The organism is Bartonella ancashensis (genome assembly GCF_001281405.1).
GTDB lineage: Bacteria > Pseudomonadota > Alphaproteobacteria > Rhizobiales > Rhizobiaceae > Bartonella > Bartonella ancashensis.
The window spans coordinates 119511-135471 of sequence record NZ_CP010401.1 but is presented as its reverse complement, the minus strand read 5'-3'; the positions used below and the strand labels follow the sequence as shown (position 1 = coordinate 135471).

Genomic DNA, 15961 nt, shown 5'->3' with positions numbered 1-15961 from the left:
GGGGTGACTTATTATTGCCATAATGTGTCACTACCGTGTGTAACGTGTTTTTTTTAAGCACAAAGTGTTTGTTTGCGTATGATTATGGTTATTCTGGGAAAGACAGTGGCAATGAAGAAAAGCGGTTACTTCGTATGTTTATGTGTTTGTATGTTAACTTTTTCTTGTTATGCAACGGTTGGCTTGCAGAGAAGTGGTGCAACGGTTAGCTCGCGGAAAAGTAGTTTGCAAAGAATATGTTCTTCAGGGAGAGGTAGTGGAGGACGTTTGGATGTAGATGTTGACGACGGGGGCGAGAAGTGTTCTTATAAGTACCGAGGTAATCAAATGCCTTCATCAGGTTGGGCAGGTTTTACTATAGGACCAGTAAATTTGCAAGAATATCTTGATGCTGATAGAGATGCAATAATTGGTCATGTAGTTGCCATACATACGGATGCGGATGCGGATACGAATAAACAAATTAAAGGTTTTCGTTTAGAAATTGAGAGTGTAGGCGTAGCCCTTCAAAGCGGTAAAGATGGAGAGATAATTATATCATCGCATCATTCCGATAATCCTAGAGATGTGGGAGAGCTTAGAGGGGATTCTACGAAAGATAGTGAGGATTCTGTGGAATCTGATAATATTGGGGGAGAAATTAAACGTGCTAATGTAGCGCTTTTTGCGGAAAAGGATGGAAAAATAAATTTGTCTACGCATATTGGTATTGAGGATGTTCGTATAGGTATTTTGGCTGCTGGAGGAAAGGTTACTGTGGAGGATGCAAAATTTGACAATGTGTATCTTGCGGGGGTGATATCTCAGAATGGAGACGTTGTATTAAAGGGGGTAGAACTAAAGGATGTTCAGCATGGATTTGTGGTTAATTCTGGAAAATTCAAAATGGAGGGAGGGAGTATTAGTACTTCTTCTAATGCGCTTTCTGTAGTGGGAAAGGACATCAGTTTATATAAAATTCAGTTGAATAGCAGTTCTTCAAAAGTGGCTGAAATTACTAATGTTACGATGACAGGAGGGGGAGATGATGGTACGCTATTGGTTGAAGGAGGAAAAGCTTCTTTTACGAATGGGTCGGTCACGGCAAGTGGTAAGATAGGTATTTCAGTAAAGGGAAAGGGAGATGTTAATTTGTCTGCTGTGACTGTGAAAGGTGAGACAGAAGGAAGTACAGTGATTTCCGTTGATAGTGGGCGGTTTGAGATGCAGTCAGGGAGCATTACCTCGAAAGGTAAAGTGCTCAGCGTAAAATCTGGAGGTGTTGCTACATTAGAGAGTGTTGAAGTAAAAAATCTAGGGGCAGGTGGGATTCTAGTTGAAGGTGGGACCCTTACCGTAGATGATGGGACGATTACCTCAGAAGGGAGAGGGGGTAGTATTTCAATACAGGGAGGAAAAGCGACTTTCAAAAATGTGATTGTGAAGCATGAGATGGAAGGAGGGAGAAGAGATGCTGCTATCGTTATTGATGAAACTGGGACATTCGAGATGTCAGCTGGGGAACTTGATGCAAGTGGTATAGGTCTTTATGTGAAAGGTAATGAATCTTCTAGAGTTGATTTAAATAGTGTTGAGGTAAAAAGTTCAGAAGGTATAGCAATATTGGCTGAGAAGGGGAGCGTTAAGATTGGCGATGGATGGGTTAGTTCAAATAAAAATGCAGCTCTCAATGTAAAAGGAGGTAATGTTTCTTTGACGAAAACAATTGTGAAGGGAGAATATAATAGACAAGTACGTCTGCGAGGAGATACTGTGGCTCCACCGTCGCAAGAAGTTTTAGAAGATGCTGCTGTCATTGTTAATGGTGGTGTACTCCGGACGACAGAGGCATCAATTAGTGGAGATGGTATAGGTCTTTATATTGGTGGTCATTCTTCTTATTTTTTTGAAAAAAGTCGTGAAAACTCTACCATACGTCATAGAGCAGTGGGACGAAGAAGCAAAATGATTTCTGTTTGGAGGAGATCTACCGGAATTATAACCACGGGTGTAGGGTCTGTTATATCAAATGGGGGAAGCTTCCTATCAGAAACTAGCAATGCCATTTGTATGGTGAACGGAGAAGCTAATCTCACAGATGTAACGGTGACAGGTAAGTCAATTTCACGTGCATCTATTTTTGTTGGTGGTGGGAAGCTTAAGATGGGGGGGGGACGGGTGATTTCAGAGGGGAGGGGTATTAGGGTCAGAGGAAGTGGATCTGTTACTTTAGACAATGTTGAGATAACAGAAGCTGAAGGAGAAGAACGGGTGTCTGTTAGTACGAAAAGTAAGTCGGATTCATATGCTGCTATTTTTGTTGAGGGTGGAGATCTTAAGATGCAGGGAGGAAAGGTTACTTCAAAAAATATGGGGCTTCGTGTAAGTCCTAGCAGCTCGGTTTTCTCAAGTGAGGTATCGGTTTCCTTAAGTGATGTAAAGGTGACAAGTAAATCAGATTCACATGCTGCTATTTTTGCCGGTGGTGGGAAGCTTAAGATAGAGGGGGGAGATATTACTTCAGGAGGTATGGGTATTATGGCTTCTGGAGGGGTGTCTATTTCTTTAACCGGTGTTCAAGTAACTGGTACGAATTTGGGAGGGATATCGACAAGCGCTAAAGAAGTTAAGATAAAGAAAGGAAAGATTGAATCGGCTAAGAATGTGGGCTTGTATATTTGGGGAGGGCATGTTTCCTTAACTAATACGAATATAGAGAGTAAATCAGATAATGATAATAATGCAGCTATTTTAGGCATGAGCGGTGTTTTATCGATGCAAGGTGGTAATGTTGTTGCCGCCTCTTATGGGATTTATTCTGGAGGAGAAAGCTTTGTTAATTTACATGATGTTTCAGTAAGTAGCAAGGGACCTGTTGGGGTTTTTGTTTCCCCTCTCTGCATCTTAACAGTTCCACCTTCGCTAAATTCTTCAGGTTTGTATTCGGCTATCTACGTAGGAGGTGGGAAAGCTGATTTGTTTGCTACAAAAGTGAGGAGTGTTTCATCTCCACGAGCAATTTTTGTCAAAAGTGGAGAGTTTGTGATGACGGAGGGGGAGGTTATCACTATGAATGACGGTTTTCACATTGTAGGAGGGAATTCTCGTTTAAAAGATGTTGCCGTTTCTACAGGCAGAAGAGGGATTTTTGTAGAAGGCGGAACAGTTCGCTTTAAGAAAGGGAAGATTGAGTCACGTAAGACTGTTGCTGTTGAGGTAGCGGGAGGGGACATCACGTTCACTGATTCATCCATAGAGAGCAAGTCATATTCGCATGCAGCTGTTTTTAATAATGGTGGATCGTTAAGAATAGAAAAAGGAACGGTTCTTGCATTTGGCAAAGGTGTGCATGTTGAGGGTAGTGGTACAACTACCCTTGTTGGTACGCATGTGGAAGGAAAGACTGGTCTTTTTGGTAAAGGAGGGGGGTCATTGTCTATGGATGGAAGGGCTGTTTCTTTCGTAAATGCAGGTGTTCATGCGACTAATGCAAGCAAAATGTCCTTGAGTAACGTTGAAATTTCTAAATCCAGTAATTCAGCTCTAGGAACTCATTCTAGATGGTCAGTTAGTGCTATACGATCAGAGGATTCTGGTAGTACTATCGTGGCAACGAATGTTACAGTTAAGGATGCGTCAAGTAAGGTGACAGGTACAACGTTGCGGCCGACTTACTATGCTGTGGAAGCTTTGAATGGGGGAGCTGTTACTTTAAATGATTCAGTGATTGAACTTACTGGTACAGATTTTCGTAATACGGGTCTTCATGCTGTGCGCGGCACTATCAATATGGCCGGTGGATCAATTACAGTAGCTGGTATAGGTGTTTTGACAGAAGGTATTAATCCTTTAGCTTTTGCAGGTTATGATGGTTCCAAAGAATTGACAGAAATGGGTAGTTCTGTAACTTTGACGAATACATTAGTTAGAGTTCGAGATGGTTATGCGGGTGTTTTCGTTACCTATAACGGAGATGTTAGCATGAAAGGAGGATCGCTTGAATTTACAGATGGGCACGCCGTTGCTTTATGGGGTGATAAGCTTTCTGGTAGTGGTTCCTTTACTGCTGATGGTACTACTATCAGGAGAGTTGTTCAAGGTGATGAGAATGGTCCAGTAGAGAGCTCAGCGTTTTATATCTCAAAGAGTGGAACTTTGACTTTAAGGGGAAGCAAAGTTGATGTTTCCGGTGTTCATGGCTTGTGGATTACGAGTGATTATAGCTCATATAGGCCCTCTGGTAATTATGATCGCTATGAGGTTAATATGGAGCATTCATCCGTATCTGTTGAAGGAGCTGGTGCTTATGGTGTGTATTTTTATGAAGCGGGGGTTTCTTCTCCAGCAGAACAGGTCGTAAAGAAGGATTCCTTTGGTGTTGTTCGTTTGAAAGCAACAAATTACAGTGTCCCGAAAGGTGTAGCTATCTACAGTCATAATTCTTCAGGGTATCTTGAATTATCTAAGCGGTCACATATTTCTGGTGATTTATTATTGGAGGCAAGTAATGGTTCGAATGTTATTGTTCATGCGGATCAGTCTTCGTTAACAGGGAATAGCCGCCTTGCAGATACTTCAACTGCAGAGCTTTATTTAGTTAACGATTCTAAATGGACGTTAACACGCAGTGCATTTAATGATAGGGATCCATTTAGTTCTCATATTACACGTCTATTTCTTGGAGATAGTGTAGTAGCATTTTCTCCTCCTGAAGCAGCAGGCGCTCAGTATCAAACCCTTCATATTGGTTCTGGCGTGGGGAGTGCTTATATTGCAGGAGGTAATGCTCATCTTTTCCTTAATGTTGCTATGGATAATCGTGGTAACCTTTATGGTGCGAAAGCAGATCGTGTGTTAGTTCATGGGGATGTTGCTGGTTTATCCACTAATGTTCATGTCATAGGTCACGTCAGTAATATAGTTGATGATGCAGAGAGCATTGATGACAGTGTTTCACTTATTCAGGTTTCTGGTCGTGCACAGGAAAATTCCTTTAAATTGGTAAGCAGTTATGTTGCTCTGAATGGTTTTCCTTATCAGTATGAACTGAAAGCTTATGGTCCTTCTTCTTCATCAAAGAAGGGATCCTCTTCCAGAGGTTGATTAAGGGAGACGGTAGTTCTTGGGATTTCCGCTTAAAGAGCAGGCATGTTAAGACAGATCATTCGGATGATGAAGGTTCGGCTGGAACTGGGCCAGTTGTGAAAGCTGTTGTTCCTCAAATTCCGACTTACTTATTATTGCCGAATGCATTGTTCCATTCTGAGTTGTTGGATATAGGTCGTCAGGATCAATTATTGAAGAGTATGCGCGTATTACTGCATGGTTTTTTTGATAATTCTCCAGCTTTTTCTGTACATGGTTATGATAGTAATCATCGTTATGCCTCGAACCTTTCAGCCCGTGAATATGGTTATGGAGGAAATATTGGTTACCGCGCGATGCAGGCAGGTGTTATTTTGAAGGCAATAGAGAGTGATCATGGAATTCTTTTGCTTGGAGGAGTAGGAACATATGGTCGTGTATCTTTGAGCCCTCAGAATGTTGAGGGAAGTCAGACTAGCGTTTTTGATAAGTGGTCTGTTTCGGCCTATGCGCATATGCAACGTGATAGCGGGCTTTATGTGGATGGTTCTCTGTCATATGGTCTATTCCGTGGAAATGTTACTACATTGGCCCGTGGGAAGACGGCTCGTTTAACAGGACAACCGTTTACAGTTTTGTTCAAGGGAGGTCAGTCATTCACTAACCGTTTAGGGGGTGTTGTTGTTGAACCTCAGGTTCATCTTGTTTACCAATTATTACTTTCAGATCCTGCGCGTGATGTTGATGGCTTTGATATCAGGCTTGGTCGTCCTGATCAATTGACGATGCGTGCCGGAGGTCGTTTAAGTAAGGCGGTTTCATCCTTCCAGGGAGATGGTGCTGTTTCGCTTTACAGTACGTTCCATGTGACGAGTAGTTATGGAGGAAGACAGTTTGTATCATTTAAGGACTCATTCGCGTTGAGTGATTTTGGTTCGTCCTTAGAAGGGGGGTTAGGAGTTAATGCTGAATTATCGTCTTCTGTAGCGTTCCATGGAGATATAGTTTACAAGCATAAGTTAGGTTCTTCAGGTCATTCAGGGAGCAGCTTTTCTGGAGGTTTTCGTTATCGCTTTTAGTTCTTCATTATATTTAATGTAACGCTTATTTTTTTCTGAAAAGATTGATTATTTTGTACCCCTTTGTTGGTTTATCCCCAGTAAAGGGGTAACTTATTATTGCCATAATGTGTCACTACCATGTGCAACGTGTTTTTTTAAGCACAAAGTGTTTATTTGCATATGATTATGGTTATTCTGGGAAAGATAGTGGCAATGAAGAAAGGCGGTTACTTCGCATGCTTATGCATTTGTATGTTAACTTTTTCTTGTTATGCAGCGAGTAGTTTGGAGGATGAGATTTTGCAGCAAGAATGTTCTTCAGGGAGCAGTAGTGGAGGACCTTTGGATACAAATGTTGGCGGCAACAAGTATGGGTGTTCTTATAAGTACCCAGGTAGGCGAGGGCCTCGTCAAGGATGGCTGGATTTTTCTTCAGGACCACAAGGATATCAAGAATATCAAAAATATATTGAGGAAGTTATAGGAGCTGATAATGTAGCTGCCGTAACCGCGGCAAATAAACGAATTGAAGTTCTTGATTTAGAAATTGAGAATGCAGACGTAGCCCTTCGAAGCGATGAAGGTGGAGAGATAATTATACCATCGCTTGCTCGTTTCGGGGGTTTAAGAAGAGAGGATTCTGCGGGGTCTGGTATTACTGGGAGAGAAATTAAACGTGCTAATGTAGCGCTTCTTGCGAAAAAAGGTGGAAAAATAGATTTGTCTGCGCGTGATCTCAGTATTGAAAATGTTAGCGTGGGTATTCTTGCTGATGGAGGAAAGGTTACTGTGAGGGATGCAAAATTTGATAATGTGTATGCCGCGGGGGTGATAACTTGGGATGGAGGCGTTGCATTAACGGGGGTAGAGCTGAAGAATGTTCAGCGTGGATTTTTGGTTAGTTTCGGAAAATTCGAAATGTGGAAAGGGAGTATTGATGCTTCTCTTAATGTACTTTCTGTAACGGGAGGGGACGTCAGTTTAGGTGGAGCTCAGTTAAAGAGTGAAAAATCAACGGCTCTTCAAGCTTTGCTAGGAAGTGTTTTTGTAGATAAGGCATCTATTGTAAGTGAAGGAGCTGGGGATGTGTATGCAGTTTCCCTTCTAAGTGAGGTGAGTTCTGAGATAATGAATACATCTATTGTTTCAAAGGATGGTGGAGCTCTTTTTGTTGATCTCAATTCTTCAAAAGAGGCTAAATTTATTAATGTTAAGATGACAGGAGGGGGAAATAATACGCTATCGGTTGAAGGCGGAAAAGCTTATTTTATGAATGGGTCGATTACTGCAAATAGTGAGATAGGTATTTCAGTAAAGGAAGAGGGAAATGTTAATTTGTCGTTTGTGGATGTGAAGGGTGGTAATGTGCGAGACAGTACGACGATTTTCGTTGATAGTGGTGGGCAGTTTGAGATGCAGTTAGGGAGCATTACCTCGAAAGGTAAAGTGCTCAGCGTAAAATCTGGAGGTGTTGCTACATTAGAGAGTGTTGAAGTAAAAAATCTAGGGGCAGGTGGGATTCTAGTTGAAGGTGGGACCCTTACCGTAGATGATGGGACGATTACCTCAGAAGGGAGAGGGGGTAGTATTTCAATACAGGGAGGAAAAGCGACTTTCAAAAATGTGATTGTGAAGCATGAGATGGAAGGAGGGAGAAGAGATGCTGCTATCGTTATTGATGAAACTGGGACATTCGAGATGTCAGCTGGGGAACTTGATGCAAGTGGTATAGGTCTTTATGTGAAAGGTAATGAATCTTCTAGAGTTGATTTAAATAGTGTTGAGGTAAAAAGTTCAGAAGGTATAGCAATATTGGCTGAGAAGGGGAGCGTTAAGATTGGCGATGGATGGGTTAGTTCAAATAAAAATGCAGCTCTCAATGTAAAAGGAGGTAATGTTTCTTTGACGAAAACAATTGTGAAGGGAGAATATAATAGACAAGTACGTCTGCGAGGAGATACTGTGGCTCCACCGTCGCAAGAAGTTTTAGAAGATGCTGCTGTCATTGTTAATGGTGGTGTACTCCGGACGACAGAGGCATCAATTAGTGGAGATGGTATAGGTCTTTATATTGGTGGTCATTCTTCTTATTTTTTTGAAAAAAGTCGTGAAAACTCTACCATACGTCATAGAGCAGTGGGACGAAGAAGCAAAATGATTTCTGTTTGGAGGAGATCTACCGGAATTATAACCACGGGTGTAGGGTCTGTTATATCAAATGGGGGAAGCTTCCTATCAGAAACTAGCAATGCCATTTGTATGGTGAACGGAGAAGCTAATCTCACAGATGTAACGGTGACAGGTAAGTCAATTTCACGTGCATCTATTTTTGTTGGTGGTGGGAAGCTTAAGATGGGGGGGGGACGGGTGATTTCAGAGGGGAGGGGTATTAGGGTCAGAGGAAGTGGATCTGTTACTTTAGACAATGTTGAGATAACAGAAGCTGAAGGAGAAGAACGGGTGTCTGTTAGTACGAAAAGTAAGTCGGATTCATATGCTGCTATTTTTGTTGAGGGTGGAGATCTTAAGATGCAGGGAGGAAAGGTTACTTCAAAAAATATGGGGCTTCGTGTAAGTCCTAGCAGCTCGGTTTTCTCAAGTGAGGTATCGGTTTCCTTAAGTGATGTAAAGGTGACAAGTAAATCAGATTCACATGCTGCTATTTTTGCCGGTGGTGGGAAGCTTAAGATAGAGGGGGGAGATATTACTTCAGGAGGTATGGGTATTATGGCTTCTGGAGGGGTGTCTATTTCTTTAACCGGTGTTCAAGTAACTGGTACGAATTTGGGAGGGATATCGACAAGCGCTAAAGAAGTTAAGATAAAGAAAGGAAAGATTGAATCGGCTAAGAATGTGGGCTTGTATATTTGGGGAGGGCATGTTTCCTTAACTAATACGAATATAGAGAGTAAATCAGATAATGATAATAATGCAGCTATTTTAGGCATGAGCGGTGTTTTATCGATGCAAGGTGGTAATGTTGTTGCCGCCTCTTATGGGATTTATTCTGGAGGAGAAAGCTTTGTTAATTTACATGATGTTTCAGTAAGTAGCAAGGGACCTGTTGGGGTTTTTGTTTCAGGTGGAGCTGTTAAGATGCAGAGAGGAAAGGTCACTTCAAAAGGTATGGGGCTTCGTATAGATCCTAGCAGCTTGGTTTCCTTAAGTGATGTTACTGTTACAAGTGATTTAGAGGGGATGTTTGTTTTAGGTGGAACTGTTAAGATGCAGAGAGGGTCGCTAAATTCTTCAGGTTTGTATTCGGCTATCTACGTAGGAGGTGGGAAAGCTGATTTGTTTGCTACAAAAGTGAGGAGTGTTTCATCTCCACGAGCAATTTTTGTCAAAAGTGGAGAGTTTGTGATGACGGAGGGGGAGGTTATCACTATGAATGACGGTTTTCACATTGTAGGAGGGAATTCTCGTTTAAAAGATGTTGCCGTTTCTACAGGCAGAAGAGGGATTTTTGTAGAAGGCGGAACAGTTCGCTTTAAGAAAGGGAAGATTGAGTCACGTAAGACTGTTGCTGTTGAGGTAGCGGGAGGGGACATCACGTTCACTGATTCATCCATAGAGAGCAAGTCATATTCGCATGCAGCTGTTTTTAATAATGGTGGATCGTTAAGAATAGAAAAAGGAACGGTTCTTGCATTTGGCAAAGGTGTGCATGTTGAGGGTAGTGGTACAACTACCCTTGTTGGTACGCATGTGGAAGGAAAGACTGGTCTTTTTGGTAAAGGAGGGGGGTCATTGTCTATGGATGGAAGGGCTGTTTCTTTCGTAAATGCAGGTGTTCATGCGACTAATGCAAGCAAAATGTCCTTGAGTAACGTTGAAATTTCTAAATCCAGTAATTCAGCTCTAGGAACTCATTCTAGATGGTCAGTTAGTGCTATACGATCAGAGGATTCTGGTAGTACTATCGTGGCAACGAATGTTACAGTTAAGGATGCGTCAAGTAAGGTGACAGGTACAACGTTGCGGCCGACTTACTATGCTGTGGAAGCTTTGAATGGGGGAGCTGTTACTTTAAATGATTCAGTGATTGAACTTACTGGTACAGATTTTCGTAATACGGGTCTTCATGCTGTGCGCGGCACTATCAATATGGCCGGTGGATCAATTACAGTAGCTGGTATAGGTGTTTTGACAGAAGGTATTAATCCTTTAGCTTTTGCAGGTTATGATGGTTCCAAAGAATTGACAGAAATGGGTAGTTCTGTAACTTTGACGAATACATTAGTTAGAGTTCGAGATGGTTATGCGGGTGTTTTCGTTACCTATAACGGAGATGTTAGCATGAAAGGAGGATCGCTTGAATTTACAGATGGGCACGCCGTTGCTTTATGGGGTGATAAGCTTTCTGGTAGTGGTTCCTTTACTGCTGATGGTACTACTATCAGGAGAGTTGTTCAAGGTGATGAGAATGGTCCAGTAGAGAGCTCAGCGTTTTATATCTCAAAGAGTGGAACTTTGACTTTAAGGGGAAGCAAAGTTGATGTTTCCGGTGTTCATGGCTTGTGGATTACGAGTGATTATAGCTCATATAGGCCCTCTGGTAATTATGATCGCTATGAGGTTAATATGGAGCATTCATCCGTATCTGTTGAAGGAGCTGGTGCTTATGGTGTGTATTTTTATGAAGCGGGGGTTTCTTCTCCAGCAGAACAGGTCGTAAAGAAGGATTCCTTTGGTGTTGTTCGTTTGAAAGCAACAAATTACAGTGTCCCGAAAGGTGTAGCTATCTACAGTCATAATTCTTCAGGGTATCTTGAATTATCTAAGCGGTCACATATTTCTGGTGATTTATTATTGGAGGCAAGTAATGGTTCGAATGTTATTGTTCATGCGGATCAGTCTTCGTTAACAGGGAATAGCCGCCTTGCAGATACTTCAACTGCAGAGCTTTATTTAGTTAACGATTCTAAATGGACGTTAACACGCAGTGCATTTAATGATAGGGATCCATTTAGTTCTCATATTACACGTCTATTTCTTGGAGATAGTGTAGTAGCATTTTCTCCTCCTGAAGCAGCAGGCGCTCAGTATCAAACCCTTCATATTGGTTCTGGCGTGGGGAGTGCTTATATTGCAGGAGGTAATGCTCATCTTTTCCTTAATGTTGCTATGGATAATCGTGGTAACCTTTATGGTGCGAAAGCAGATCGTGTGTTAGTTCATGGGGATGTTGCTGGTTTATCCACTAATGTTCATGTCATAGGTCACGTCAGTAATATAGTTGATGATGCAGAGAGCATTGATGACAGTGTTTCACTTATTCAGGTTTCTGGTCGTGCACAGGAAAATTCCTTTAAATTGGTAAGCAGTTATGTTGCTCTGAATGGTTTTCCTTATCAGTATGAACTGAAAGCTTATGGTCCTTCTTCTTCATCAAAGAAGGGATCCTCTTCCAGAGGTTGATTAAGGGAGACGGTAGTTCTTGGGATTTCCGCTTAAAGAGCAGGCATGTTAAGACAGATCATTCGGATGATGAAGGTTCGGCTGGAACTGGGCCAGTTGTGAAAGCTGTTGTTCCTCAAATTCCGACTTACTTATTATTGCCGAATGCATTGTTCCATTCTGAGTTGTTGGATATAGGTCGTCAGGATCAATTATTGAAGAGTATGCGCGTATTACTGCATGGTTTTTTTGATAATTCTCCAGCTTTTTCTGTACATGGTTATGATAGTAATCATCGTTATGCCTCGAACCTTTCAGCCCGTGAATATGGTTATGGAGGAAATATTGGTTACCGCGCGATGCAGGCAGGTGTTATTTTGAAGGCAATAGAGAGTGATCATGGAATTCTTTTGCTTGGAGGAGTAGGAACATATGGTCGTGTATCTTTGAGCCCTCAGAATGTTGAGGGAAGTCAGACTAGCGTTTTTGATAAGTGGTCTGTTTCGGCCTATGCGCATATGCAACGTGATAGCGGGCTTTATGTGGATGGTTCTCTGTCATATGGTCTATTCCGTGGAAATGTTACTACATTGGCCCGTGGGAAGACGGCTCGTTTAACAGGACAACCGTTTACAGTTTTGTTCAAGGGAGGTCAGTCATTCACTAACCGTTTAGGGGGTGTTGTTGTTGAACCTCAGGTTCATCTTGTTTACCAATTATTACTTTCAGATCCTGCGCGTGATGTTGATGGCTTTGATATCAGGCTTGGTCGTCCTGATCAATTGACGATGCGTGCCGGAGGTCGTTTAAGTAAGGCGGTTTCATCCTTCCAGGGAGATGGTGCTGTTTCGCTTTACAGTACGTTCCATGTGACGAGTAGTTATGGAGGAAGACAGTTTGTATCATTTAAGGACTCATTCGCGTTGAGTGATTTTGGTTCGTCCTTAGAAGGGGGGTTAGGAGTTAATGCTGAATTATCGTCTTCTGTAGCGTTCCATGGAGATATAGTTTACAAGCATAAGTTAGGTTCTTCAGGTCATTCAGGGAGCAGCTTTTCTGGAGGTTTTCGTTATCGCTTTTAGTTCTTCATTATATTTAATGTAACGCTTATTTTTTTCTGAAAAGATTGATTATTTTGTACCCCTTTGTTGGTTTATCCCCAGTAAAGGGGTAACTTATTATTGCCATAATTTAATTTTACCTCACAAAACGCGGAGCGCACTGTGGATGCTGTATAGGGGGCATTTTTGTATTTGTTAGGAAATTTGGCGGTAATGATGATTATGAAATTTGGGAATATAAGTCGTTTGTATAGCTTTTTTCGTGCGATTGTTTTTACAGGAGGTGTTTTTTTGGCTCTTCACGGTGCAGATGTTGTTGCAGGTGTGCAGGGTTTATACGGGGGGCTGTCTCATGATATTTATGAAGGGTATGATGTTTCTGAGGGCGCTCTTAACCTGAGGGATACTTCTATCCTATTTAGGGATGCGAATGGTATTTCGGTAGGTAATGCAAGTGTCAATCTTGATAATGTGACAATATCGAGAGTTAAGGATAGCGATTTAGGAAAGGAAAGGAGGATTTTAAGAAGCAATGTCTCCGCCATAGACTTGAAGGAGGGTGCTACCGTTGTTGCAACAAACGTGAATGTTGTTGGTCCTTCTGATTTATATACTTATGAGACTTTTCAGGGTGTTTCTCGTCTTAAGAGAGTTCCTTTTTCTGGGGTCATTCTTTTCAAGGGAAGCCAGATAAATTTAAAGAATTCTAACTTTAAGGACGTGAATGTAGGTCTTGCAGGAAACGGGAAAGTCCATATGGTCGGTGGGTCGATTATAGAGGCGGTTGAAGGGGTGTCTGTGTGGGAGAATGGTGCAGAGGTCATTTTGGATAAGGTTTCTTTTGAAGATGTGAGTAGGGGTATTCATGCTGAAGAATTTGCGGTTGTTAAAATGGCGGGTGGTAAGATTTCGTCAAGAAATGTAGGAGTTCATGTTGGGAGGAACGCGGCTGTACAGCTACAGGGTGTGTCTGTTGAGGTGCGTGAAGATGTATCTGAGCATGCAAAAAATACACGACTCTTTTTAAGCAACGTAGCTGTTTATGTTTATGATAAAGCGAGTGCTACCATGGTAGGTGGATCGCTTCGTTTTGAGGGGGGGGATGCAATTCGTGTACACAAGGATGGTTCCTTTGTTGCTACGGGTGTAACCGTCTCAGATTCCTCTTCAGACGTAGTGCGCGATAGTGAAAAGGATCGAGAGAATGCCGCTTTTAGTTTGGGCTGCGGTGGCTCGACCCTTTTTAAGGGGGGGAAGGTTGATCTTTCTCACTCTCATGCTTTTTTAGTTCGATCTGGAGATGGGGCTTATGGTGGATGTAGTAGTGGTTACAGGGTGGGTGTTGTAGGTTCCGATATCGCAGTAAAAGGGAAGAAGTTTTATGGGGTGTACTTCTTACATGAAAGAGAAGATGGAGAAGAACTTCTTGTGCAAGGTAAAGGAGGTAGTGAAGAGAAGAGGTCTGGAGGGATAATTTCTTTGGAGGCTGCAGCTCTTTCGGTTTCGGATAATGCGGCTATCTATAGTAGTGGTTCTTCTGGTCATGTGCGTTTATCGAAGGGATCAAAGATTTCTGGGAAAGAATTGCTGCGTGTTGTCAATTTTTCTCCTTTGGTAGAGGTTTATGCAGATCAGTCTTCTTTGACTGGAGGAACTCATGTTGATAGTGGGTCTTTTGCTAAACTCGATTTAAGGAATGGTTCTAGGTGGACCTTAGTAGGAGGAGAGAATCGTTCTCAAGGTCGTTTACACTCCGCAGTTCATTCAAATATTTCCTCTATAGCTCTTGAGGATAGCGAGATTGTTTTTGCTCCTTCTTCACTGAAGAATTATGGCTATCAGACGCTTCATATTGGTCATAGAGTTTCTTCTGTGCAAAGGGAAGATAGGGTGCAGGGACAGCAGGAAGTCCATCAAAAAGAAAGGAGAGTTGTTTATAGCGCTTCTGGTGATGCACGGTTACATCTGAACGTTCACTTAGATAGTGAAGGCTGGCTTGATAGTCGCAGAGCGGATCATGTTGTGATTGATGGAGATATTTCTAAGGAGAGTGCTGCAACAAAGGTGCGTGTAGTAGGCCGTGTTAGATGTGAAGCGGACGTAGAGAGTGTTGATGGTGTTAGATATCGGGATGTTTCTCTTATCCAGGTCTTTGGTGCCGCGCAAGATGACTCTTTTGTCTTGGATGGTCCTTATACTGCGGTTGATGGTTTCCCCTATCAGTATGTGTTGAAAGCTTATGGTCCAAATACTCAGTTACGTAAGGGTGAATCTTCCCGGAAGTTAATTGATAGTGATAGAGATTTTTGGGATTTCCGTTTAGAAAATAAGTATATTGAAGCAGAATATGGACAGGATGGAGGGCCTAAGTTACCAATAAGAGCTGTTGTTCCGCAGGTCCCGACATATTTGCTTTTGCCAAATACTCTGTTTCATGTTGATTTAATGGATGTTAAGAATCAGCATAAATTATTTGAAACAGCAGTAAATCTTCTAAGACCTTCAGCTTTCATTATGAATGGTTATGGTGGTGCTTACAAATACGCTTCTGATTTGTCTGCGCGTGAGTATGGTTATGGAGCGGATGTTAGCTACAGTGCGCTGCAGATTGGGGCTGTGTTGAAAACAACGGAAATTGGCAAAAATGTTCTTTCTTTTGGAGCAGCAGGGTCTTATGGTCACTTGCTTCTGAAGCCTAAAGAAGTTGAGTACAGCTTAAGGGATACGTTTGATAAATTTTCCGTGATGACCTATGCACGTGTACAACGTGACGGTGGTCTCTATGCAGAAGGTTCTATCTCCTATGGTTTTGTCCGTGGTGATGTTACGACAGCAGCACGGGGAAAGACAGCTCATCTGAGAGGGATCCCTGTGAATCTTTCTTTGACAGGTGGTCGTCCCTTTGCAGTAAAGTATGGAAAATTCACGGTTGAGCCGCAGTTTCAAGTTGTCTATCAGAAGCTTTTCATGAGCAAGGTACGTGATGTCGATGGTTTTGATGTAAATTTCGATCATCCGGATCAATTTACAGCGCGTATCGGGGGAGATGTGAGTAAGATGGTTTGGGATTTAGAAAAGGATGGTGCAGTATCCCTTTATGGAAAGCTTTACATGACCAAAAGTTATGGGAAAGAGCAGTCTGTGTTCTTTAAGGATGCGTTCCGCTTAAGTTCATTCGGTTCTTACTTAGAAGGAGGGGTAGGCGTTAATGCAGAGTTATCCTCAGCTGTTGTTCTCCATGGTGATGTTTTGTATCAGCATAGACTCGGAGATGCAGGTTTTTCAGGGATAAGTTTCTCCGGAGGTTTGCGTTACCGTTTCTAATGTGAATTTAAGTTAGTCTTTTTTGATTGCCCCTCCGTGAGTTTTAAGCTG

The 15961-nt window shown here is 42.1% G+C and carries 5 protein-coding genes; all 5 read left to right on the top strand.

Annotated features, from left to right (window positions below; genetic code table 11):
• The first annotated feature begins 150 nt into the window (after nucleotides 1-150).
• The 5 genes from PU02_RS00625 (at nucleotide 151) to PU02_RS00605 (ending at nucleotide 15910) form a co-directional block, all read left to right on the top strand.
• Nucleotides 151-5082 (top strand): right-handed parallel beta-helix repeat-containing protein, encoded by a 4932-nt coding sequence (locus tag PU02_RS00625; RefSeq protein ID WP_053943630.1) that lies wholly within the window; start codon nucleotides 151-153, stop codon nucleotides 5080-5082.
• Nucleotides 5079-6143 carry an autotransporter outer membrane beta-barrel domain-containing protein gene (locus PU02_RS00620; RefSeq protein ID WP_053943628.1) on the top strand — a complete coding sequence of 355 codons (1065 nt, stop codon included), beginning with the start codon at nucleotides 5079-5081 and terminating at the stop codon, nucleotides 6141-6143. Before PU02_RS00625 ends, PU02_RS00620 begins: the two co-directional genes overlap by 4 nt.
• A 234-nt stretch (nucleotides 6144-6377) precedes the next feature.
• A complete protein-coding gene (locus tag PU02_RS00615; protein ID WP_053943629.1) occupies nucleotides 6378-11546 on the top strand; it encodes a right-handed parallel beta-helix repeat-containing protein in 5169 nt (1722 codons plus the stop codon).
• Nucleotides 11543-12607 carry an autotransporter outer membrane beta-barrel domain-containing protein gene (locus PU02_RS00610; protein WP_053943628.1) on the top strand — a complete coding sequence of 355 codons (1065 nt, stop codon included), beginning with the start codon at nucleotides 11543-11545 and terminating at the stop codon, nucleotides 12605-12607. Before PU02_RS00615 ends, PU02_RS00610 begins: the two co-directional genes overlap by 4 nt.
• Before the next feature lie 192 nt (nucleotides 12608-12799).
• Nucleotides 12800-15910: an autotransporter outer membrane beta-barrel domain-containing protein gene (locus tag PU02_RS00605; RefSeq protein WP_053943627.1), complete on the top strand. Its 3111-nt coding sequence runs from the start codon at nucleotides 12800-12802 to the stop codon at nucleotides 15908-15910.
• Nucleotides 15911-15961 lie beyond the last annotated feature (51 nt).

Excerpts from the sequence above, each read along its gene's own strand:
- PU02_RS00625 (WP_053943630.1), top strand. The coding sequence starts at position 151 with ATGTTAACTTTTTCTTGTTATGCAACGGTTGGCTTGCAGAGAAGTGGT.
- PU02_RS00615 (WP_053943629.1), top strand. The coding sequence starts at position 6,378 with ATGTTAACTTTTTCTTGTTATGCAGCGAGTAGTTTGGAGGATGAGATT.
- PU02_RS00605 (WP_053943627.1), top strand. The coding sequence starts at position 12,800 with ATGATGATTATGAAATTTGGGAATATAAGTCGTTTGTATAGCTTTTTT.